Raw genomic sequence first — 22,064 nt, forward strand, 5'->3', positions numbered from 1 at the left:
GGGACCTTTTCGCCGTCGCCAACGGCTTTACGCAGCGATCCGCAACTGGTCGCGCCCGTGCCGCTTGGCTTCGTACAGCGCGGTATCGGCCCGCTTGAGAATCTCGGGCGCGGCACCGCCGGGGACGATCTCGGCCAGGCCGATGCTCGCGGTGACCGTGATCGTCTGGCCGTCGCCGATCGGGATGCGCAGCGCGCGGATCGCCTGCCGCAGCCGGTCCGCAGCGGTCTCGGCATCCGCCATGGTCGCGCCGCCGAAGATGACGCAGAACTCCTCGCCCCCGATCCGCGCGACCAGATCGTGGCTGCGGCAGAAGCGCATCGCTTCGGTTGCCACCGCCTGGAGCACCGCATCGCCGGCCGGATGGCCGAAGCGATCGTTGATCCGCTTGAAATGATCGAGATCGAGGATCGCGAGGCTCCCCGCGCGCACGTTGGGCGAGGCGGAGGGCGTTGCCGCGCAACGCTGTTCGAGCTGCTCGAGGAACGCGCGCCGGTTCGCCAGCCCGGTCAGCGGATCGAGCCGGGCCTCGCGCGTGAGCGACAGTTCCAGGCTCTTGCGGTCCGATATGTCGCGGATCGACCCGACGATGCCCAGCGCCTCGCCCTGCGCGGTCACCGCGCGGATCGATGCCTCGAACCAGCGACGCTCGCCGTCGTCGACGGGTGCGCCGCGATATTGCACGATGACCGCCCGGCCCGGGGTCTCCAGCGCCTGGCGATAGGCTTCGGCGACGGTTGGCGCGTCGTCAGCGAAGATGAAGTCCTGCGCGCTGCTGCCCACGACGGCATCGGAGGGCAGGCCGGTCATTCCCGCGATCGCGGACGATGCGTAGCGGATCGTCCCGTCGGCGGCGACGTCGATGATCGCGTCGCCCAGGCTGTCGGCGATCGTGCGATAGCGCGCCTCGCTCTCGCGCCAGCGTTCCGCGATGATCCGGCGTTGCGTCAGCAGCGACGCGACCGGCAGCACGAGCAGGACGGTGCAGGCGATGAACCCCTGCAGCAGCAACGTCTTCTCACCCGTCGATCCCGGCATCAGGTTGATCGGGCCGCGGCCCTGCGCGGTCAGCACCGCGCCGGTCGCGCCAACGATGATGACGCTGGCGATCGCCGCCATCCGTCCGCCGCGAACCGTCGCCAGCACCATCGGGAGCAGCGGCAGGAACAGGATCGGCGCGGTCTTCTGGTAGAAGACGAACACCGACGTTGCCGCGACCACCAGCAACAGCGCGGTGTTCGCGAACAGGTCGCTGCGTTTCCAATGGCTGATACGGCCGATCCATTCCGGGTTGAACGCGACATAAGCGATCGGCGTGACCAGCACCGCGCCGAGCCCGTGTGCGACGACCCAGTGGAGCAGGTTGGTCCAATACGGTGCGTTTGCGTAGAAAACGACGATCGCGCCGGCGAACACCCCCGACACCAGCGGCCCGACGATCCCGGCAAGCCCGATGAACCACAGCATGCCGCGCACCGTCGCGATGTGCAGCCCCGGCCCCAGCACGCGGCGGAGCAGCATCGCCGCAAGGACCGGTTCGAGCAGCAGCACCGGCGTCAGCGCCGGAACCGCGCGCCAGCCGAGCCCGAACACCGCGATCTCCAGCACGCAACCCAGCCCACACCACAGCAAGGGCAAATGCCAGCGGTTGATCGGCAAGGTCACCAGGCGGGCCAGCAACAGTCCGGCGGCACCCCAGACATAGGCGACTCCGCCATCGAACCGCGCGAAGCTGACCGACGCCGTGGCCACCGCGAAGAACACGACGCCCAACAGGAACGCCACCGTATGTTCGGAGGGGATACGCCGGATACTCATGCCACTGGTTAACACGACCGTTGGTCAACGACGTCTTAACAAGCTGATCCGTCAGTGAACTATTGCGACAGGTCGTGTGGTGGGCGGATACGTCGAGGATTCGGGCGGGTGCCGAGTCCCGATTTTGGACGTCCGTTAACCGCAACGGATGCTGGCTGAAATCGTAAACAAAGCGTTAACTAGCATCATGCAACGCACCCTCCCGCTTTCCGCATCCGGCGCCCGCCATCCTTTCCGACAGGCTATCGCCGCTCAGCGCATCGCGCGGACTCGCGTGCGCGACGAGGAGGACGTGAAGCTCTTCGTGCTGAGCTTCTCCGCCTTCTTCGTCTGCTTCTACACGTTTATCTTTTAAGGGACGCGTCCGGTCCGGCGCAGCCCGGATCGGTCAATCGCAGGCCCGGTCAATCACAGGCAACGTGGAGCTTCCACGCGATCCACGCCGAGACCGGGCACATCGCCGCGACCACCAGCAGCATGTTGTCGGGCGTGACGCCCAGCAGCGTCAGCCCCTGCACGCCGAGCGCGCCAATCGTCATCGCGCCCGCGTTGACGACGTTGTTCGCCGCCACGGTGCGCGCGGTCTCGTCCTTCGACACCGTCGTCGTCAGGAATGCGTACAGCGGCACCACGAACATCCCGCCGGTGATCGCGATCCCCATCAGCACCGACACCAGCAGGATCGCGCGCGGGATCGCGATGAAGCTTGCCAGATCGTACAGCGTGCCGACCGGTGCCACCGGCCAGCCGCGCACAAGCAGCGAGAACAACACCACGAATCCACCCATCGCAAGCACCGAGGCGGGCGCGTATTTGGCCGAAGTATGCCCCTTGAGCAGCGAGTTGATCAGCACCGATCCGACCGCGACGCCGATCGAGAACAGCGCGGTCATCAGCGTGAAGACGTGGTTGTTCGCGGTCAGCACGTTCTTCGCCAGCGGCAGGAAGACGATGATCAGGATCGATCCCATCGTCCAGAAGAAGCTGATCGCGCAGATCGCGAGGAACAGGCGGCGGATGTGCATCGTCCCCGAGATCAGCCGCCAGGAGGACGTGAACGGGTTATAGTTGACGACGAGTTCCTTGCCCTCGCGCGCGGCCGGGGGGACCTTGAACGAGACCAGCCAGCCGACTACCGCAATCGTTAGAACCGCGATCGCGGCGTGTTGCACCGCCATGAAGCCACCGAGGATCGTGCCTAGCAGGATCGCGATATAGGTCGCAGATTCAACCAGACCGGTACCACCGAGGACTTCGTCCTCATGCAGATGCTGCGGCAGGATCGCGTATTTGATCGGCCCGAAGAAAGCGGAGTGAATCCCCAAGCACAGCGTGGAAAACAGCATCATCACCAGCCCGACGGTCGAATAGCCGGTCCATGCGAGCAGCAGCCCCCCCGCGCCGACGATCATGATCAGGATCTCCGCCGTCTTCACGATGCGGATGATCTTGGCCTTGTCGTTCGTGTCCGCCAGCTGTCCGGCGAGCGCGGAGAACAGGAAGAACGGAAGGATGCCGAGGGCTGTCGCCAATGCCGTAAAATTCTGCTCCAGCTTGGGGTCCGCGAAGATCTTGTAGATCGCGAACTGCACCATCACCGTCTTGAACAGATTGTCGTTGAGCGCGCCGAGGAACTGGGTGACGAACAACGGGAGAAAACGGCGCTCCTTCAGCAAGCCGAGCGCGTTGTGCATGATGGGATCGTTGCCTCGATGTGGCGGGAATAAGCCCGCTCCATAGCCCACCCTTCCGCCAAGCGGCAACCCGCCAATCTGCAAACCCCCAATCGGCAAACCCCTTGGGCGACACGATTTACCATCGCGGGCTTTCGCCGCGCGGCCCACAGAGCTAGAGCAGGCGGGTGTTGACGCTCCCCAACCTCCTCACCCTGTCGCGTATCGTCGCGATCCCCTTGCTCGCGTGGTTCCTGTGGTGGCCGGACTGGCTCGACGGCTATGCAGCGGGGTTCGTGCTGTACTGCCTGATGGGAATCACCGATTATTTCGACGGCTATCTGGCGCGGACGCAAGGCACGGTGTCGAAGCTCGGCGTCTTCCTCGATCCGATCGCGGACAAGATCATGGTCGCCGCGGTCATCCTGCTGCTGGTCGGCACGCGCGGACCGGAACCCGCGATCATCCCGGGCATTCACCAGATCGCGGCGCTCGTGATCCTGCTGCGCGAAATCGCGGTGTCGGGGCTGCGCGAGTTCCTGGCGCAGTTGCAGGTTTCCGTGCCCGTCTCGAAACTCGCAAAGTGGAAGACGACGCTGCAACTCGTATCGCTTGGCGCGTTGATCCTCGGCGGGGCGCTCACCGCCTATCCGTGGGTCGATCAGGTCGGGCTGATCACCCTATGGGGCGCGGCAGCGCTCACCCTGGTGACGGGCTGGGATTACCTGCGCGTCGGCCTGAAGCATATGGACTGAACCTTGACGATAGAGTTGCTGTATTTCGCGTGGGTGCGTGAACGGATCGGGAAGGCGAGCGAGACCGTCTCGCCGCCGGAGACCGTGACCACGGTCGCGCAGCTGATCGACTGGCTGGCGGCGGACAGCGCGGTGCATGCCGCCGCCTTTGTCGACCGGCAACGGCTGCGCGCGGCGGTGGATCAGGTGTTCGTCGCGCTCGATTCGCCGCTGGGCAACGCACGCGAAGTCGCAATCTTTCCTCCAGTCACGGGCGGGTGACGCGCGCATGATGACGGTCACGGTCAGCGAAGCGATCATCGACGCGGGCGTCGAGTTCGCCACGATTTCAGCGAGCGGGGCGGGGGGCATTGCGACATTCGTCGGTCTCGTCCGCAGCGACGACAATGTCGCGACGCTGTCGCTCGAACATTATCCCGGCGCGACGGAAGCCGCGCTTGAGGCGCTTGCCGACGGCGCGATCGCGCGGTGGGAGCTTATCGGTGCACGGATCACGCACCGTGTCGGCGACATGTATCCGGGGGAGATCGTGGTGTTCGTAGGAACGGCAGCGCGCCACCGTGGCGCGGCACTCGAGGCCTGCGCATTCCTGATCGATCGCCTGAAGACCGAGGCGCCCTTCTGGAAAAAGGAAACGCGCGGGGGCGAGACCAGCTGGGTAGAACCGCGCGACAGCGACGATGCCGCCGCCGCGCGGTGGAAGGCTTAGTTCAGCTTCGGCAGGACCACGCCGTTGACGACATGGACGACGCCATTCGATTGGCGGACGTCCGGCGTCTCGACATAGCTCTTGTTGCCGTTGACGTCGGTCAGCGCGACTGCGCCGTTGGCGATCTCGACAGTCAGCGGCTCACCCTCGACCGTGGTCAGCACGACCTTCCCGCCACCGGCGGTCGCCTTCTGCTGCAGGTCGGCAAGCGTGATCGTGCCCGGGACGACGTGATACGTCAGGACCTTGGCCAGCGTCGCCTTGTTGGCGGGCTTCATCAGCGTGTCGACCGTGCCGGGTGCCAGACGCGTGAATGCATCGTTAGTCGGCGCGAACACCGTGAACGGACCCGTGCCCGACAGCGTCGTCGCAAGGCCAGCTGCCTTAACTGCGCTTACCAGCGTGCTGAGGTTCGGCGCAGCCGCTGCGTTGTCCGTGATCGTCTTGGTCGCATCCATTGCGGCACCACCGACGGTCGGATTGGTCGTTGCAGCCGGGGCGGCGGGTGTGCCTGCTGCCGGTGCGCCAGCGTTGGGAGCGCCTTGTGCGGGTGCGGTCTGCGTGCCGGTCGTGGGCGCGGTCGGGGCCTGCTGCATGCCGGTTGCGGGCGCGCCCGGGGGCGTTGCGGTCTGCGCGGTGGCGGCAGCGCCGATTGCGAGGGCGCTGGCCATTGCCGTGGCATAGAAAGTGTTCTTGAGGGTCATAAGGCTCTCCGTGAAAATGATGGCGACCCCTGGGGGCGGCGCAGCATAAATACGGTTGAGCAACGAAATGGTTTCGTCAGGCCGCGTCCGCCAGCGCCGTGGCGAGCAGCTGGAAGTCCTTCTCCCGCGGCGAACCCCGCCGCCACACAAGCGCGATCTTGCGCGATGGACTGCTCGCGTCGAGCGGCCGGGCGATCAGTCCGGTATGATCGAGGATCCCCGCCTTGAGCGCCATTTCGGGCAGCATCGTCAGGCCCAATCCATTGTCGATCATCTGCACGATCGTGTGGAGCGAGGTGCCGAGCATCGTCGCTTCAGCGCGCAATTCGGGGCGCGCGCAGGCGGATAGCGCATGGTCCTTCAGGCAATGCCCGTCCTCGAGCAGCAGCAGCCGGGTTTCGTCGATCTCGCCCGCTGGCATCGCGAGCGTGGCATCGCCCATCTCGTCGGGTGCGCCCGCCACGAACAGTCGATCCTCGAACAGAACTTCCGAATCCACTTCGCCGCACGCGAAGGGCAGCGCGAGCAGCACGCAATCCGCGCGTCCGTGGTGCAGCCCCTCGCACGCCGGCCCGCTGGGTTCCTCGCGGAGGAACAGCTTGAGGTCGGGATAGTCGCGCCGCAGCCGTGGGAGAATGCGCGGCAGCATGAACGGCGCGATCGTCGGGATGACGCTCATCCGCATCTCCCCCGACAATGGCCGACCGGCAGCGCGCGCCATGTCGCCAAGCTCATCGGCTTCGCGCAGCACCCGGCGCGCCTTTTCGGCGATCCGTTCGCCGAGCGGGGTGAACCGAACGACTCGCCGCGTGCGCTCGACCAGTGTCACGCCGATCAGCGTTTCGAGCTCGCGAAGCCCCGCGGACAGGGTCGATTGCGTCACGAAACACGATTCCGCCGCGCGTCCGAAATGCCCGTGGTCCTGCAACGCCACGAGATATTGCAGCTGTTTCAACGTCGGTAGGTAGGTGGCCACTCATTGCTCCAATCGATCACTGGTGGATAAATAACCACTTGGATCGATTAAACTAGGCCCTATATGAAGATGGCAACGAGACGACGCGGCAAAGCGGCGCTTTTGAGGATGCTGGTGAGAGGCCCCAATTCAACCAGGAGGCCACCATCATGTTGACCATCGGCGACAAGCTCCCCGACTTCACCGTTCCCGTTCAGCAGGGCACCAGCGCGCTTCCGGCAGGCGAGACGCTCAGCCAGGATGCGTTCCCCGGCAAGTGGAAGGTCCTGTTCTACTGGCCGAAGGATTTCACCTTCGTCTGCCCGACCGAGATCGTCGGCTATGCCGGCCTGAAGGGCGACTTCGAGGATCGCGACGCGGTTCTCATCGGCGCATCGACCGACACCGCGCACGTCCACCTCGCATGGCGCAAGTCGGACCCGGATCTGGCGGCAGCGGACTTCCCGTGGCTCGCGGATAACGGCGGCGTGCTCGCTTCGCAGCTCGGCATTCTCGACAAGAACGAGCATGTCGCGTTCCGTGCGACCTTCATCGTCGATCCGGACAACGTCATCCAGGCAGTCCAGGTCAACGGCCTGAACGTCGGCCGCAACCCGGCCGAGACGCTCCGCGTGCTCGACGCGCTGCAGACCGACGAGCTCTGCCCGTGCAACTGGAACAAGGGCGACGACGTCCTCCAGCTCGCAGCGTAAGCGAAGTCCCCCTCCCGCTTTGCGGGAGGGGCTAGGGGAGGGGCGTGCCGGGAACGGGCGCCCCTTTTCTATGTCCCGGCCCTCCCCCGACCCCTCCCGCAGACGGGAGGGGAGCAAGAAAGAAGACCCCCCATGTCACTCAAGGATTTCGCCGGGACGCTCCCGGATTTCGCCAAGGACATCCGCCTCAACGTCGGATCGTTGCTTAATGAGGCGCATCTGCCCGACCAGCAGAAGTTCGGCCTGTTCCTCGCCTGCGCGCATGCCACCGGTTACAAGCCGCTGGTCGATGCCGCCGAAGCCGAAGTCGCGGGCAAGCTGACCCCCGAGGCGGCCAACGCATCGCGCGCAGCGGCGGCGGTGATGGCGATGAACAACGTTTATTATCGCTTCACGCATCTTGCCGGGAATGCGGAATATCAGAACATGCCCGCCAAGCTGCGGATGAACGTGATCGGCCAGCCGGGGATCGACAAGGTCGATTTCGAGCTGTTCAGCCTCGCGGTCAGCGCGATCAACGGCTGCGGCATGTGCATCGATTCGCACGAGCAGATCCTGAAGAAGGCCGGCGCCACCGCCGAAGCGATCCAGACATCGGTCCGCATCGGCGCGGTGATGAAGGCGGTTGCCACGGTTCACGCCGCGATCAACTAAGCGGTCGCTTCTCCGCCTCCTCCGTCATTTCCGCCTTCGCGGGAATGACGGGGGTGGTCCCTCAGGTCAGCGCCGCCCATACCGAATAAGCGCTCGTCGCGGTCAGCAAGCCGCCGATCAGCCCCATCAACGGTCGCGCGGGGACACGTTTCGCCAGCACCGCGCCGAACGGCGCCGCAGCCACCCCGCCGATCAGAATCCCGATCGCCTGGACGGTGAACGCCGCGAACCCGATCGTGAAGATGAACGTCGCCGAGATCGTCGCGGTCAGGAAGAATTCGGACGTGTTGACCGTCCCGATCGTCTTGCGCGGTTGTGCGCCCTGCACAAGCAGGTTCGACGTCACCACCGGCCCCCAGCCACCACCACCAGCGGCATCGAGAAACCCGCCGATCAGGCCGAGCGGCTCGACGATCCGCGGCTCGCGCGGTTCGACTCGCCCGCGCCACGCGCGGTACAGCAGGTACAGCCCGATCGACGCGAGATAGACCATCACGAACGGCTTCGCGACTTCGGCATCGATCGAACTCAGCACATAGGCGCCGAGCACCCCGCCGATCATCCCGGGGATGACCAGCCGCACGAACAGCTTCCAGTCGACGTTGCGGTGCAGGATATGGCTCACGCCCGACGCGGCCGTGGTGAAGGTCTCGACCGCATGGACCGTCGCCGACGCGAGGCGTGGGGGCAGCCCCAGGAACACCACCAGCGCGGTATTGGTGATAACCCCGAACGCCATGCCGAGCGCGCCGTCGACCATCTGCGCGGCAAATCCCACCGCGATGAACGGCAGCATCGTCCAGAACACCGTCGCGAAATCCATCTGTGCGAAATCGGGCATAAGCGTGTACTCTCAGGTCCTTGGACGCGTCCACATCACGGTGTTTCCCATGTCCTATAGCTTTGGTCGGGTATTGCCACCGTCGATCATCATTCCGCGGACCTTTAATTCGCACGCGCGAAGGCCTAAATAGCCAGCCGAATTAAGGGGATTTTTGAGATGATGGGACGGCTGCTCGCCTATCTCGATTCGATCAAGGCGAGAGATCCGTCACCGCGCTCGCGGTGGGAGATTCTGACCTATCCCGGTGTCTGGGCGCTGGCCTATCACCGCGTCGCGCACCGGCTGTTCCGGGCGGGGCTGTTTTTCCCGGCGCGGGCGGTCAACCACATGAGCCGTTTCCTGACCGCGATCGACATTCATCCGGGTGCGAAGATCGGGCGGCATTTCTTTATCGACCACGGCTTCGTCGTGATCGGCGAGACCGCCGAGATCGGGGACAATGTCACGATCTATCAGTGCGTCACGCTCGGCGGGACCAACCCCGACAATGGCGTCCCCGGCAAACGGCACCCGACCTTGTCCGACGGCGTCATCATCGGTTCGGGCGCGCAGGTGCTGGGACCCATCACGGTCGGGCAGGGCGCGCGTGTCGGCGCGAATGCGGTCGTCACGCGCGACGTGCCGCAGGGCGCGACGATGGTCGGCATCCCGGCCCGCGCGACGATGGTCGAGGGTGGCAAGCAGCCCGCGCAATTCCTCGCCTACGGTACACCGTGCTCCGACGTGTTCGACCCGCAAACGCAGAAGGTCGAACTGCTCCGTTGTGAACTGGAGACGATGCGCAAGCGGCTCGATGCGTTGCTGGCCGATCATCAGGACGTGCGCGACCGCGCCTGATGGGGACGGTAACGCCATTCCCCGCGACACGGGGCAAGCCTGAGCAAATCGGTTTCGAACGGCTCGAACTCAACCGCATCCTCGACCTGTACGGGCGGATGGTCGCGGCCGGGATCTGGCGCGATTATGCGATGGAGTTCGGCCACGACGTCGCGATCTTCGCGGCGTTCCGGCGCGCGGCCGAGCGGCCCGAAGTGCGGATCGAGAAACGCCCTGCCTTGCGCAATCGGCAGGGGATGTGGGCGCTGATCAACGAACAGGGCGTCGTGCTCAAGCGCGGGCATGAGCTGGGGCCGGTGCTGGCCCCGGTCGAGCGGCGGTTGATGAAGGTGGTCGAGGACTGACGCGGGCGTTGGGTCGGCCCTTGGACTTCGCTCAGGGCGAACGGAGGGAGGGATGCCGCCCGCTCCAAACTCCGTTCGGGCTGAGCGAAGTCGAAGCCTGCACTGGACGCAAGCTTCGACCCCCAAGGCGAATCAGCCGCCCTGCAGCTTCTTCAGGATGCTCATCGCCTGCTCCGCGCCACTCTGCGGCGTCAGCTCGCCGGTACGATCGGTAATCTCGGCCCAGTGCGCCGCGATGCCTTCGGGCGACAGATCGTCCCCGGTCAGCAACTTGCCCTGCGTCAGCGTGACATAGGACGCCTGGAACACGCCCGCGCCAGCGCCGACGATCATGTTGGTCGGCGCATCCTCCGACACGAGATACAGCGCCGCAGGGGCGACCTTCTCGGGCGCGAAGGCGGCGAACGCTTCGGCGGGGAACAGGTCCTCGGTCATCCGCGTGCCCGCGGTCGGGGCGATCGTGTTGACCTTGATGTTGTTCTTGGCACCCTCGATCGCGAGCGTCTTGGTCAGCCCGGCCAGACCCAGCTTTGCCGCGCCGTAATTCGCCTGCCCGAAATTGCCGAACAGCCCGGTCGACGATGCGGTCATCAACAAGCGGCCATAATTCTGCGCGCGCATCGTCTCCCACACCGCCTTGGTGACGTTGGCCGAGCCGTTGAGGTGAACGTCGACCACGAACTCGAAGTCGGTGGGCTCCATCTTGGCGAAGCTCTTGTCGCGCAGCACGCCTGCGTTGTTGATGACGATATGAACGCCGCCCCAGGCCTCCTTCGCCTTGGCGACCATCTCGACCATCTGCGCATATTCGGTGACGCTGCCGCCGTTCGACATCGCGGTACCACCCGCGGCTTCGATTTCCTCGACGACCTTGAGCGCCGCATCGCTATGGCCGGTGCCGTCGCGTGATCCGCCGAGATCGTTGACCACGACCTTCGCCCCGCGCTTTGCGAGTTCGAGCGCATAGGCCCGGCCGAGGCCCCCGCCTGCACCGGTGACAATCGCAACCTTGTCGTCGAAACGGATGGTCATACTGGCTCCTCTAATATCGCTGGAGCGCGTCCTAGGCCAATGCGCAGAGCGCGCAAGGGCGGGAATCCCCCGGATCCGCCCCGATCTGCGCCAAACCGAACACACGAAAAAGCCGACGCAGGGACTTTCCCCTACGTCGGCCTTGGTCGATCGCGGTGGCGGCGCGTGATGCGCCGCCGGTACGATTATTTACGCTTGCGGCGCATCGTCGCCTTGCGCGAACCGGTGCCGCGCTTGTCGATGCACTGATCCTTCACCGAGGCCGAGCATGCCGGATAATCGGCGGTTGCCGGCATCGGCGCTGCTGCGGCCGGGGCTGCCATTGGCGGCTGGCCACCCTGGGGTGCCATTGCCGGACCGCCTGCGGGGGCGGCGGGCTGTGCCATTGCGGGGTCGGCTGCCGGAGCGGCTGGTGCTGCGGGCGCCATGGCCGGGTCTGCCGGAGCCTGCTGCATGCCGGGCGCGCCTGCGGGCTGCGCTGGGGCGGGCTGCTGCATCGACGTGTCGGCGGTGGTCGGGGTGGTCTGCGCGAGGGCAGGCATGGCGACCGTGGCAGCAAGCGCTGCGAGCATCGTGAACTTCATATCGGGACTCCTGCAAACAATGGCAGCATTGCGTACTGCACGACCGGACAAACGCGCATGTCCGGTCATGGCTCCCAAAATTCTTACGCTCCCGAATCGAGTGCGTAGCCTGCTGACCGAACCGTGCGAATGATATCGGGTCGATCGCCGCGATTGATCGCCTTGCGCAGGCGACGGATATGCACGTCGACGGTGCGGCTTTCGATGTCGCTGTCATGCCCCCACACCGCATCCAGCAGCCGCTCGCGCGAGAAGACCCAGCCGGGATGTTCGAGGAAGTGCTTGAGCAGTCGGAATTCGGTCGGCCCGAGCGGAATGACCTCACCCGAGCGACGGACCTTGTGGCCGACCGTGTCCATCTCGATGTCGGAATAGGTCAACTGTTCGCCTGCGAGCGCGGGGCGCACGCGCCGCAGCACCGCACCGACCCGAGCGACCAGTTCGCGCGGGGAGAAGGGCTTGGTGACATAATCGTCCGCGCCGGTCTCGAGCCCACGAACGCGGTCCTCCTCCTCGCCGCGTGCGGTGAGCATGATGATCGGGACGTTCGCGGTCTCGGGCATCCGGCGGAGGCGGCGGCAGACTTCGATCCCCGACAGCCCCTCGACCATCCAGTCGAGCAGGACGATGTCGGGCGTGTTCTCCTTCGCCAGCAACAATGCCTCCTCGCCATCGGGCGTTTGGGCAATCTCGAAGTCCTCGCGCTTGAAATGCCAGATCAGCAGTTCGGCCAGCGCCGCATCATCTTCAACCAGCAACATTTTCGCGCGCGCCATGGCGTGTATTCCTTCAAGCGGTCGGCGTTAAATAGGAATTCGGTCCGCGATCGCGTTCGGCCATGTGCGTGCCGGTCGCCGAGAAATAGACCATCTCGGCGACGTTGGTGGCATGGTCGCCGACGCGTTCCAGGTTCTTCGCAACGAACAGCAGTTGCGCGACCTGACCGATCGTCTTGGGGTTTTCCATCATGTGCGTGACGAGCACGCGGAACAGGCTGTTGTAGAAATCGTCGACCTGCCGGTCGCGCGCACAGACTTCCTCCGCCGCCGCCGCATCGCGTGCCGCAAAGGCGTCGAGCGCGTCGTGGACCATCTGCACCGCAAGCACCGACATGGCGGGCAGCACCGACAGCGGCTCGATCTCGCCGTGGCTTTCGATCGCGGGGACGCGCTTGGCGATGTTCTTGGCGTAATCGCCGATCCGCTCGACCACGCCCGCGATCTTGAGCGCCGCGACGACCTCGCGAAGATCGTCCGCCAGCGGCGCACGCAGCGCGATGATCCGAACCGCCAACTGTTCGACTTCCATCTCGAGCGCGTCGATCCGCTTGTCGCCGTCGATGATGCGCCGCGCCCCCTCCAGGTCGTGGAGCCGCAACGCTTCCATCGCGGCGCCGATCGCCTGTTCGGCGAGCCCGCCCATCTGCGCGATAAGCCCGCGCAACTGCCCGATGTCGGCGTCGAAGGCTTTGACCGTATGTTCCATGCTGCCCATTCCGTCCCGTCTCAGCCGTACCGACCGGTGATGTAATCCTTGGTGCGTTCCTGCCGCGGATTGGTGAAGATGTCCGAGGTCGCGCCATATTCGACGACCGTACCCAGGTGGAAGAATGCCGTCCGCTGCGATACGCGCGCGGCCTGTTGCATGTTGTGCGTCACGATCACGATTGCATAGCGCCCATTGAGTTCGTGGATCAGTTCCTCGATCTTGGCGGTGGCGATCGGATCGAGCGCGGAGCACGGTTCGTCCATCAGGATCACTTCGGGATCGACCGCGATCGCGCGGGCAATGCACAAACGCTGCTGCTGCCCGCCCGACAATGCGGTGCCGCTGTCGCTCAGTCGGTCCTTGACCTCGTCCCACAACCCCGCGCGGCGCAGCGACTGTTCGACGATCTCGGCCATCTGCGTCTTGTTCGCGGCAAGCCCGTGGATGCGCGGGCCGTAGGCGACATTCTCGAAGATCGACTTGGGGAAGGGATTTGGCTTCTGGAACACCATGCCGACGCGCGCGCGAAGCTGCACCACGTCCATCGACGGGTCGTAGATATCCTCACCGTCCAGCGTGATGTCACCCTCGACCCGCGCGTTGGGGACGGTGTCGTTCATCCGGTTGAGCGTGCGCAGGAAGGTCGACTTGCCGCAGCCCGACGGGCCGATCAGCGCGGTCACATAGCGTTCGTCGAAATCGAGCGACACGTCGTCGATCGCGCGTTTCGCGCCATAATAGACGCTGACCCGTTTTGCGGAGATCTTGGGTTGGTTGGGAATGTTCACCAGCGGGTCTCGAACTTGTTTCGGAGGTAGATCGCAAAGCCGTTCATCGCGAGCAGGAAGACCAGCAGGACGATGATCGCCGCGCTCGTCTTCTCGACAAAGCCACGGTCGATCTGGTCGGACCACAGGAAGATCTGCACGGGCAGCACGGTCGAGGGGTCGGAAATGCGGCCCGGGGGGGCGGAGATGAACGCGCGCATCCCGATCATCAACAACGGTGCGGTCTCGCCCAGCGCGCGCGCCATGCCGATGATCGTGCCGGTCAGGATGCCCGGCAGCGCAAGCGGCAGCACGTGGTGGAACACCACCTGCACCGGGCTCGCGCCGATCCCGAGGGCCGCATCGCGGATCGACGGGGGCACGCCCTTGATCGCGTTGCGCCCGGCGATGACGATCACCGGCATCGTCATTAGCGCTAGCGTCAGCCCGCCGACGATCGGGGCCGAGCGGGGAAGACCCATGGTACCGAGGAACACCGCGAGGCCGAGCAAGCCGAAGATGATCGAGGGCACCGCCGCCAGATTGTTGATCGAAACCTCGATCAGATCGGTCCAGCGGTTCCGCGGCGCATATTCCTCAAGATATAGCGCAGATAGTACGCCGACCGGGAAGGCGATCAGCAGCGTCACGACCATTGTGAACAGCGAGCCCTTGAATGCCCCCCAGATCCCCGCACGGGTCGAATCGTTCGAATCGGACGCGGTCAGGAACGGCCAGTTGAACCCGGTCGAGAGCGCGCCGCGCGCCTTGAGCTGTGCAACGATCGCTTCGTTTGCCGGGCTGTCGGCGCGTTTCGCAGCGCTGTCGATCGCCTCGGACGCGGGCACCCAGACGATGCTCCGCCCGTTCATGATCGCAGGATCGAGCTTGATCGCCGCGCGTACCGAAAGCCACGCGCCGTCCGACAGCAGCGTCGCGCCGTCCTTGCCGAAGGCCGCGACGGCGGCGTTGTCGGTGGCGTCCTCCACGCCCGCGGCGGCAAGCGCGAGATCCGCACCCGGCCCGCGCAATCGCGCGGGATCGAGCACCAGCCCCGCCCGGGCAAAATCGACCGGCAGCGCGATCCGCGTCTGCACGAAGCCGCTCGCGCCATTGTAGACCATCGTGACGAGCAGCACCGCGAGGAACCCCGCGGACAGCACGACCGCGGCGAGCCCGAGCAGCCGGAACCGGCGTTCCGCGGCATAGCGCTGACGGATGCGGCGCTGCATCGATTGCGTCCGCCAGTCGGTCGGCGCGCGCTCGTCGGGTTCGGCGGCACCGACCGGGAGCTGGGCAACGAGGGTTTCACTCATAAGCTTCGCGATACCGTTTGACGACCGTCAGCGCGACGATGTTGAGCAGCAGGGTGATGACGAACAGCGTGAGGCCCAGCGCGAAGGCGGCGAGCGTCTTCGGGCTGTCGAACTCGGCTTCGCCGGTCAGCAGGTCGACGATCTGCTTGGTCACGGTGGTCGCGCTGGCGAACGGGTTGAGCGTCAGCGTGGCGACGCCCGATGCGGCCATGACCACGATCATCGTCTCGCCGATCGCGCGCGACACCGCGAGCAACACGCCGCCGACCACGCCGGGAAGTGCTGCGGGAAGCAACACGCGGCGGATCGTCTCGGACGAGGTCGCGCCCATCGCAAGGCTGCCGTCGCGCATCGAGCCCGGCACCGCGGCGAGCGAATCGTCTGCCATCGAGGAGACGAACGGGATGATCATCACCCCCATCACCAGCCCCGCAGCAAGCGCGCTCTCGGAACTGGCCCAGGTCACGCCGATCGACACCGCCAGATCCCGCACCGCCGGCGCCACGGTCAGCGCGGCGAAATAGCCGTAGACGACCGTCGGCACGCCCGCGAGGATCTCGAGGATCGGTTTCATCCAGCGGCGCGCGGTCGGCGTCGCATATTGCGTCAGATAGACCGCGCTCATCAGCCCGAACGGGATCGCCACGATCATCGCGATCACCGCGCCGATCAGGAACGTCCCCCAGAACAACGGCACCGCGCCGAGCGTCGCGCCCGGATCGGCGGGGTCGATCACCTGCGGGCTCCAGTGCGTGCCGAACAGGAAATCGGTGATTGGGACGATCTCGAAGAAGCGCCATGATTCGAACAGCAATGACGCGACGATCCCGACGGTCGTCAGGATCGCGATCAGCGAGGCGGCGAGCAGGCCGCCCATCACGAAGAACTCCACCCGTGTCCGTGCGCGGAAATCGGGGCGGACCCGCGTATAGGCAAACCCGCCGGTCGCCACCACGAGCAGCAGAGCAACGGCGGTGCCGATCCAGTCAATCTGTCCCTGCGCGACCGCATAGGCGGGTGCGAGCTTCTCGGCGAGCGGGTTGAACGCGCCGAAACTGTTGCCCGACGCCAGGCTGCGCGCTTCGGACAGGATTGCGGCGCGGTCGAACCCGGGGGGCGGCAACTGTGCCGCGATCGGGTCCTGCAACACGCTGTTGGTTACGAGCGCGGGGGACGTCCACGCCCAGATCGCGAGGAATAGCGTGGCGGGCAGGATCGTCCACAGGGCGACATAGCCGCCGAAATGCGATGGCAGCGAACTGAACCGCGCGGTGCTGCCGCGCCGGAACGCGACCGCACGCAACCGCGCGGTCAGCCAGCCGATCAGGCCGAGTCCGGCAACAACCAGGAAAAGGGCGAGTAAGGACACGCGTCAGGCTCGATCTTGGGCTGGAGGACAGGTCATTTGAGTTGCGACGGCAGAAGCAGCGTAGCGTTCTTTACGATCTCGGCATTGCGTTTGCGAACGTCTTCGGGCGCGGCGATCAACCCTTTGGCCGCAAGCGGACCGCCCGGCTCCCACGATGTTGCGTACAAGGCGAGGAACTCGCGCAGCCCCTTGATCGCGCTCAGGTGCGCCGCCTTGACGTACAGGTAGAGCGGCCGCGACCCCGGATAGGCACCGCGCGCGATCGTCTCATAGGTCGGCTCGACCCCGTTGAGCGGGACGCCGTTCAGCTTGTCGGTGTTCCGTTCGAGGTACGAATAGCCGAAGATGCCAATGGCATTGGGGTTGGACTGGAGCTTCTGGACGATCAGATTGTCGTTCTCACCCGCGTCGATATAGGCGCCGTCCTCGCGGATCGCGGTGCAGCCCTTCGCGAAGGCGGCGGCATCCTTTTCCTTGACCGCGGCCATCTCGGGACGGACCGTCTCGCACCCGCGTGCCAGCACCAGTTCGGCAAATGCGTCGCGCGTGCCGCTGGTCGAAGGAGGACCATAGACCTGGATCGGGATCGCGGGCAGCGCCGCATTCACGTCCTTCCACGTCTTGGCGGTATTGGGGCGCCCCTTCGGTGCGGCCGCGAGCGCGCTGTACAGGTCGACTGCGGTCAGCTGTAATTTCGGGCCGGTCTTGGCTTCTGCAAAGGCGATGCCGTCGAGGCCGATCTGGACTTCGATGATTTTCGAGACGCCGTTACCGACACACGTCTTATACTCGCTCGCCTTGATCCGGCGCGAGGCGTCCTCGATGTCAGGGTAGGCCGCGCCGACGCCGGCGCAGAACAGCTTCATCCCCCCGCCGGTCCCGGTTGCCTCGATCGCGGGGGCCTTCATGCCGGGCGTGCCGTTGACGAGCCGTTCCGCCACCAGCGTGGTGAATGGGAATACGGTGGACGACCCGACCACGGTGATGTGATCGCGCGATCCGGCACCGCCGCCATTCGCCTGATCCTGGCATGCGCCGAGCGAACCGATCGCCACGGCAGCCAGAATGACGCCGCCGACCTTCGCAAACTTGCCGTGCTTCCGGTTCATCATGATTCCCTACGGTCAACGATTCGCATGGCGGAAGGCTGGTGTCCTGAACCGCTTACCATCGTCGCACGCTGCCTCTGTGACGTTCACGTTACCGTTTGATGACAATAGCATCGGAAAGCCCGTTCGTAGAGCGCACAGCTGCGGAGGAGGGCGGGCTGGTCTTCGCATGCGGTGGAAGCATGACGGTGACGGTCGTGCCGGTGCCGACGGTGCTGGCGACGTCGAACCGGCCTCGGTGCCGCTCGACGATGTGCTTGACGATCGCCAGCCCCAGTCCGGTCCCGCCCGCCGCGCGGCTGCGCCCCGGATCGACGCGGTAGAAGCGTTCGGTCAGGCGCGGCAGGTGTTCGGGCGCGATGCCTTCGCCTTCGTCGGCGACGCTGATCCGCACCATGCCAAGCCGGTCGCTCCACAGCTTGACCGTCACCGGGGTTCCGGCGCGGCCATATTTCATCGCGTTGCCGATCAGATTGTGGAGGATCTGGCTCAGCTGCGCGCGATCACCCGCCACCGCGGGCACCCCGAGGTCGAGATCCGCGACGATGTCCGCGCTGCGTCTGGCTTGCGCGTCGAGCAGTTCGGATCGCACTTCCTCGATCAACTCGGCGAGATCGACCGCGCGATCGGGCAGGCGGTATTTCTCCGCCTCGATCCGGCTGAGCGAAATCAGATCCTCGATCAGGCGCTGCATCCGGCGCGCTTCGTCGAACATGATCTTGAGGAAACGGCCCCGGACCTGCGCGTCCTCGCCTGCCTTGTCGTCGCCGAGCGTCTCAATGTAGCCAAGGATCGACGCCAGCGGCGTGCGCAGTTCGTGGCTGGCGTTGGCGACAAAATCGACCCGCATCCGTTCTGCCGCATAACTGCCGGTCCGGTCGATCAGATGTACGATCCGCTGGCCGTTCGTGGCGGGGGTAACGTGCATCTCCCAATGCTGGTCGCGCGCGCCGAGGCCGACAAGGTTGGTCGGCCCCTGCGGCGTAGTTGCCAGCGGGCTCGCGAGCCGTTCGGCGGCGCCCGGATGACGGATCGCGACGCGCACGTCTTCCCCGACGATATGATTGCCGAGCAACCCGGTTGCCGCGGCATTGGCATGGGTCACCAATCCTTCGGCGACGATCAGCACGGGGCCGAGGACCGCCTCGATCACTTCCTGCAGGTGCGGCACGGGGGCTTGCGGCACGACTTCGGGTGGGCGCGGGGATTCGATCGGCTGGTCGCCGGTCCCGGTCGCGACCAGCGCGGCGGCGATACCGCCAACGAGCGCGATGATCGCCGCCTGGAGATTCCATTCGAGCAGGAATACCGCGACCGCCGCGATCACGACGAGCCCGATGGCGGTAACCGTGCGTGTCCCGAACCCTTGCAGCATCGGAGTGCCTTAGCGAGTGTTGCAGGCAGGCGGAAGCGAACAGTGCAGCGTGCGGCTGTACCAGCTGGGGGAAGCCACAGGGCCTGCTGGCATGGCTTTTGTGGCCCGGGCTGCGCCAGCGCGGCGCGGCCCCGGCGTCAGGCTGCCAGGCGATCCAGCGTCGGGATCAGGTCGTCGAACGAATCGATCACCGCATCCGCACCCATTTGCTCGACCGGCTCGAGCAGGAAGCCGAAGCTGACCGCGATGCCCGGAATCCCCGCATTGCGGGCCGCCATGATGTCATAGATCGAATCGCCGACGAACGCGGCGCGACCGCCGCCCGAGCGCCGGATCATCTCGTCGATCGGCGCGCGGTCGGGTTTGGACAGGCCGGGGCCGAGCGTGTCGCCCCCGATGATGCAGGCAAACCGGTCGATCAGACCCAGGTCGGTCAGTAGCCGGGTCGCGAAGGAGTCGAACTTGTTGGTGCACACCGCGACGCGTACGCCGCGTTCCGCCAGCGCGTCGAGTGCCGCAACCGCACCGGGGAAGGGGCGTGTATGCACCGAGAGGTGATCGCCATAATAAGCGAGCATCCGCTTGTAGAGCGCGCGGAACGCATCGGCCTCGATCCCGCCGGTCGCGTCCAGCCCCTGGGTCAGCATGTGTTTCGCGCCGCCGCCGACCATCGTCTTGACCTGCGCGATCGTCAGCGGGGCACGGCCCACCGACGCGAGCGTATCGTTCACCGCCGCGGTCAGATCGCCGCTGCTGTCGACCAGCGTCCCATCGAGGTCGAACCCCACGATATCGAATGAATTCTTCGTCATGACGGCATGACTGGCAGGGTTGCTATGGAATTGGCAAGACGGTCGTGGCAGTGCTTTGGGGATGAACCGACCCGTTGCCGCAATCGTCCTTGCCGCTGGCAAGGGCACCCGCATGAAAAGCGACCTGCACAAGGTCCTCCATCCGATCGCGGGGCGGTCGATGCTGCTCCATCTGGTCGGCAGCATCGCCGCGCTCGATCCCGCGCGGACCGTGGTGGTGACGGGGGCCGGGCGGGAGCAGGTCGAGGCGGCGGTCGCCCCGCTCGGCATCGCCACCGCGCTGCAGGCCGAGCAACTCGGTACGGGGCATGCGGTGGCGCAGGCCGAGGCGGCACTTGCCGGCTTCGACGGCGACGTGCTGATCCTGTACGGCGACGTGCCGCTCGTCTCGACCGCGACGATGCGCGCCATGCTCGACCGGCTTGCCGCGCCGGATGCGCCAGCAATCGTCGTGCTCGGCTTCCGCCCCAGCGATGCCGGGGCCTATGGCCGCATCATCGCGCATGACGGCGTGATCGAGAAGATGGTCGAATATAAGGACGCGACCGACGCCGAACGCGCGGTCGACCTGTGCAATTCGGGGCTGATGGCCGTGCGCAGCGAAGATTTGTTCGCGCTGCTCGCACGCGTCGGGAACGACAATGCTGCGGGGGAATATTATCTTCCCGATATCGTCATGCTCGCCGCCGCCGATGGCCGCCGGTCCGCGGTGATCGAGACCAGCGCGGGCGAAGTCGCGGGCGTCAACAGCCGCGCCGAACTCGCCGCGGTCGAGGCGGACTGGCAGGTGCAGCGCCGCGTGCGCGCGATGGCCGAGGGCGCGACGCTGATTGCGCCCGAGACGGTATGGTTCGCGCATGACACGCAGATCGGTCGCGACGTGGTGATCGAACCCAACGTTTTCTTCGGTCCGGGTGTCACCATTGCCGACGGGGTAGTGATCCATGCCTTCAGCCATATCGAGGGCGCACGGATCGGCGCGAAGGCCGAGGTCGGCCCGTTCGCGCGATTGCGCCCCGGCGCGGTAATGGGCGAAGCGTCCAAGATCGGCAATTTTGTCGAGATGAAGAAGGCGGTGCTCGGCGCGGGCGCGAAGGCGAGCCACCTGACCTATCTGGGCGATGCCGAAGTAGGCGAGGGCGCGAACATCGGCGCGGGCACGATCACCTGCAATTACGACGGCTTCTTCAAATACAAGACGGTGATCGGCGCGGGCGCGTTCATCGGATCCAACTCCGCGCTGGTCGCGCCAGTCATGATCGGCGCGGGCGCTACGGTCGGGGCAGGGTCGGTCATCACCGCCGATGTCGAGGCCGATGCGCTTGGGCTGGCACGCGCGCGGCAGGAAGCACGACCCGGCTGGGGCAAGCGGTTCCGCGCTACGATGGCGGCGCGGAAGGCGAGGTCTTGACATGATATCGCCTGGTGATATCAATTTCGGATGACGCGTATTCTCGCCGATCTGCCTGACGACGATATTCGATGGCTCGATCAGCGCGCCGTTGAGGAAGGCAAGTCTCGCGCCTCCATTCTCCGAGAGGCGGTGTCCCGGTATAAGTCTCAGACCGTCCAGGCCACCCCGCCAGCGGATTGGCTCGAACAGGGTTTTGGCCTGTGGGCGCGGCACGGGATGATTGTCGATCCGAAAGAGTATGAGCGCCGCCGCCGCGCCGAATGGACTCGTCCGTGGGACGATGATTACGAAGCAGTGCGCGCCGAGTCGCCGGACTGTTTCACGCCCGACGATGATGGCGAGCGCGAGCATTATCTCGCGCTGATGCGTGCCGCCGCCGCCAAGCCAGCGTCCGGCACGTGAGCGGCTATAGTCTGGATGCGAACATCCTGATCGACGCCCTGCTTGCCCATCAGCCTGCGCAGACAGAGTTGGCGCGCATTGCCGAGACGGGCGAAGGACTGTGGGTCAGTCGCATGGCGTGGATCGAAGTCCTGTCGAAAGGCGACGATCGAGTCGTCCGTGAAGCGATGGCGTTCATGGAGCGCTTCGAGCTCGATGAGATTGATCCCAAGACGGCGTTGCGCGCAGCGACGCTGCGTCGGCACCGGGCCGGGTTGAATTCGCCCGATGCCATCATCCTCGCATCAGCCCAAATTCATGGTCGCGTGCTAGTGACCCGGAACACCAGGGATTTTCCGGCCAACATGCCGGGCATCCACATCCCCTACACCCTCTAAGGTCGAGACAAGC

Annotated in this window: 26 protein-coding genes; 11 read left to right on the forward strand and 15 right to left on the reverse strand. The window is 65.6% G+C overall.

The window, feature by feature from the left end; all coding sequences use genetic code 11:
- Positions 1-27 precede the first annotated feature (27 nt).
- A complete protein-coding gene (locus AC3WJR_RS03390; RefSeq protein ID WP_492722293.1) occupies positions 28-1,818 on the reverse strand; it encodes a sensor domain-containing diguanylate cyclase in 1,791 nt (596 codons plus the stop codon).
- Between the two features lie 148 nt (positions 1,819-1,966).
- On the opposite strand from AC3WJR_RS03390, the gene AC3WJR_RS03395 reads away from it, so the two are divergent.
- Positions 1,967-2,173 carry a hypothetical protein gene (locus tag AC3WJR_RS03395; protein WP_492722295.1) on the forward strand — a complete coding sequence of 69 codons (207 nt, stop codon included), beginning with the start codon at positions 1,967-1,969 and terminating at the stop codon, positions 2,171-2,173.
- Between the two features lie 49 nt (positions 2,174-2,222).
- Here AC3WJR_RS03395 and AC3WJR_RS03400 read toward each other — a convergent pair whose 3' ends face one another.
- On the reverse strand, positions 2,223-3,512 hold the full coding sequence (locus AC3WJR_RS03400) for an MFS transporter (RefSeq protein ID WP_354279970.1): 1,290 nt from the start codon (positions 3,510-3,512) through the stop codon (positions 2,223-2,225).
- Positions 3,513-3,679: 167 nt separating this feature from the next.
- Here AC3WJR_RS03400 and pgsA point away from each other — a divergent pair, with 167 nt between their 5' ends.
- The 3 genes from pgsA to AC3WJR_RS03415 are packed head-to-tail and all read left to right on the forward strand — an operon-like array spanning position 3,680 to position 4,955.
- A complete protein-coding gene (gene pgsA / locus AC3WJR_RS03405) occupies positions 3,680-4,246 on the forward strand; it encodes a CDP-diacylglycerol--glycerol-3-phosphate 3-phosphatidyltransferase (RefSeq protein ID WP_277969676.1) in 567 nt (188 codons plus the stop codon).
- A 3-nt stretch (positions 4,247-4,249) separates the two neighbouring features.
- On the forward strand, positions 4,250-4,507 hold the full coding sequence (moaD, locus tag AC3WJR_RS03410) for a molybdopterin converting factor subunit 1 (RefSeq protein ID WP_492722298.1): 258 nt from the start codon (positions 4,250-4,252) through the stop codon (positions 4,505-4,507).
- Between the two features lie 7 nt (positions 4,508-4,514).
- A complete protein-coding gene (locus AC3WJR_RS03415) occupies positions 4,515-4,955 on the forward strand; it encodes a molybdenum cofactor biosynthesis protein MoaE (protein WP_492722300.1) in 441 nt (146 codons plus the stop codon).
- On the opposite strand, the gene AC3WJR_RS03420 is transcribed toward AC3WJR_RS03415, so the two are convergent.
- A complete protein-coding gene (locus tag AC3WJR_RS03420; protein WP_492722302.1) occupies positions 4,952-5,659 on the reverse strand; it encodes a fasciclin domain-containing protein in 708 nt (235 codons plus the stop codon). The two genes, AC3WJR_RS03415 and AC3WJR_RS03420, sit on opposite strands and share 4 nt — an antisense overlap.
- A gap of 76 nt (positions 5,660-5,735) precedes the next feature.
- On the reverse strand, positions 5,736-6,635 hold the full coding sequence (locus tag AC3WJR_RS03425; RefSeq protein ID WP_354279978.1) for a hydrogen peroxide-inducible genes activator: 900 nt from the start codon (positions 6,633-6,635) through the stop codon (positions 5,736-5,738).
- A gap of 149 nt (positions 6,636-6,784) precedes the next feature.
- Here AC3WJR_RS03425 and AC3WJR_RS03430 point away from each other — a divergent pair, with 149 nt between their 5' ends.
- Together AC3WJR_RS03430 and ahpD are read left to right on the forward strand one after the other, a co-directional pair.
- On the forward strand, positions 6,785-7,327 hold the full coding sequence (locus AC3WJR_RS03430) for a peroxiredoxin (protein ID WP_354279980.1): 543 nt from the start codon (positions 6,785-6,787) through the stop codon (positions 7,325-7,327).
- Between the two features lie 132 nt (positions 7,328-7,459).
- Complete coding sequence (gene ahpD, locus AC3WJR_RS03435; protein WP_131531504.1) at positions 7,460-7,981, forward strand: alkylhydroperoxidase, AhpD family; 522 nt, start codon at positions 7,460-7,462, stop codon at positions 7,979-7,981.
- Positions 7,982-8,042: 61 nt separating this feature from the next.
- Here ahpD and AC3WJR_RS03440 read toward each other — a convergent pair whose 3' ends face one another.
- Complete coding sequence (locus tag AC3WJR_RS03440) at positions 8,043-8,822, reverse strand: sulfite exporter TauE/SafE family protein (protein ID WP_354279982.1); 780 nt, start codon at positions 8,820-8,822, stop codon at positions 8,043-8,045.
- Between the two features lie 159 nt (positions 8,823-8,981).
- Between AC3WJR_RS03440 and epsC the strand changes: the two genes are divergently transcribed.
- Together epsC and AC3WJR_RS03450 are read left to right on the forward strand one after the other, a co-directional pair.
- Entirely contained in the window at positions 8,982-9,662 is a 681-nt protein-coding gene (epsC, locus tag AC3WJR_RS03445) for a serine O-acetyltransferase EpsC (protein ID WP_492722306.1), read from the forward strand.
- Positions 9,662-10,006: a DUF2794 domain-containing protein gene (locus AC3WJR_RS03450; protein ID WP_492722308.1), complete on the forward strand. Its 345-nt coding sequence runs from the start codon at positions 9,662-9,664 to the stop codon at positions 10,004-10,006. Before epsC ends, AC3WJR_RS03450 begins: the two co-directional genes overlap by 1 nt.
- Before the next feature lie 132 nt (positions 10,007-10,138).
- Here AC3WJR_RS03450 and AC3WJR_RS03455 read toward each other — a convergent pair whose 3' ends face one another.
- The 10 genes from AC3WJR_RS03455 to AC3WJR_RS03500 form a co-directional block, all read right to left on the reverse strand.
- On the reverse strand, positions 10,139-11,038 hold the full coding sequence (locus AC3WJR_RS03455; protein ID WP_354279988.1) for an SDR family NAD(P)-dependent oxidoreductase: 900 nt from the start codon (positions 11,036-11,038) through the stop codon (positions 10,139-10,141).
- A gap of 185 nt (positions 11,039-11,223) precedes the next feature.
- A complete protein-coding gene (locus tag AC3WJR_RS03460; RefSeq protein WP_354279990.1) occupies positions 11,224-11,622 on the reverse strand; it encodes a hypothetical protein in 399 nt (132 codons plus the stop codon).
- Positions 11,623-11,705: 83 nt separating this feature from the next.
- Positions 11,706-12,398, reverse strand: a complete 693-nt coding sequence (phoB, locus tag AC3WJR_RS03465; protein ID WP_010187105.1) for a phosphate regulon transcriptional regulator PhoB — start codon at positions 12,396-12,398, stop codon at positions 11,706-11,708.
- A gap of 13 nt (positions 12,399-12,411) precedes the next feature.
- Complete coding sequence (phoU, locus tag AC3WJR_RS03470; protein ID WP_354279993.1) at positions 12,412-13,116, reverse strand: phosphate signaling complex protein PhoU; 705 nt, start codon at positions 13,114-13,116, stop codon at positions 12,412-12,414.
- Between the two features lie 11 nt (positions 13,117-13,127).
- The gene (gene pstB, locus AC3WJR_RS03475) at positions 13,128-13,898 is read right to left on the reverse strand and encodes a phosphate ABC transporter ATP-binding protein PstB (RefSeq protein WP_492722312.1); all 771 of its coding nucleotides are present in this window, start codon (positions 13,896-13,898) and stop codon (positions 13,128-13,130) included.
- On the reverse strand, positions 13,895-15,193 hold the full coding sequence (gene pstA, locus AC3WJR_RS03480; RefSeq protein ID WP_492722314.1) for a phosphate ABC transporter permease PstA: 1,299 nt from the start codon (positions 15,191-15,193) through the stop codon (positions 13,895-13,897). Before pstA ends, pstB begins: the two co-directional genes overlap by 4 nt.
- The gene (gene pstC / locus AC3WJR_RS03485) at positions 15,186-16,562 is read right to left on the reverse strand and encodes a phosphate ABC transporter permease subunit PstC (protein ID WP_492722316.1); all 1,377 of its coding nucleotides are present in this window, start codon (positions 16,560-16,562) and stop codon (positions 15,186-15,188) included. Before pstC ends, pstA begins: the two co-directional genes overlap by 8 nt.
- Positions 16,563-16,594: 32 nt before the next feature.
- A complete protein-coding gene (locus AC3WJR_RS03490) occupies positions 16,595-17,671 on the reverse strand; it encodes a substrate-binding domain-containing protein (RefSeq protein WP_354280581.1) in 1,077 nt (358 codons plus the stop codon).
- Between the two features lie 91 nt (positions 17,672-17,762).
- Positions 17,763-19,046, reverse strand: coding sequence for an ATP-binding protein (locus AC3WJR_RS03495; RefSeq protein WP_492722318.1), 1,284 nt, complete (start codon positions 19,044-19,046; stop codon positions 17,763-17,765).
- A 137-nt stretch (positions 19,047-19,183) separates the two neighbouring features.
- A complete protein-coding gene (locus AC3WJR_RS03500; protein WP_492722320.1) occupies positions 19,184-19,858 on the reverse strand; it encodes an HAD-IA family hydrolase in 675 nt (224 codons plus the stop codon).
- Positions 19,859-19,919: 61 nt separating this feature from the next.
- On the opposite strand from AC3WJR_RS03500, the gene glmU reads away from it, so the two are divergent.
- The 3 genes from glmU to AC3WJR_RS03515 are packed head-to-tail and all read left to right on the forward strand — an operon-like array spanning position 19,920 to position 22,051.
- Positions 19,920-21,269, forward strand: coding sequence for a bifunctional UDP-N-acetylglucosamine diphosphorylase/glucosamine-1-phosphate N-acetyltransferase GlmU (glmU, locus tag AC3WJR_RS03505; RefSeq protein WP_492722322.1), 1,350 nt, complete (start codon positions 19,920-19,922; stop codon positions 21,267-21,269).
- Between the two features lie 30 nt (positions 21,270-21,299).
- Positions 21,300-21,674 (forward strand): CopG family transcriptional regulator, encoded by a 375-nt coding sequence (locus AC3WJR_RS03510; RefSeq protein ID WP_492722324.1) that lies wholly within the window; start codon positions 21,300-21,302, stop codon positions 21,672-21,674.
- On the forward strand, positions 21,671-22,051 hold the full coding sequence (locus AC3WJR_RS03515) for a PIN domain-containing protein (RefSeq protein WP_492722326.1): 381 nt from the start codon (positions 21,671-21,673) through the stop codon (positions 22,049-22,051). The genes AC3WJR_RS03510 and AC3WJR_RS03515 overlap by 4 nt, the downstream gene beginning before the upstream one ends.
- Positions 22,052-22,064 lie beyond the last annotated feature (13 nt).

It is taken from the genome of Sphingomonas sp. FW306-05-A, assembly GCF_058782275.1.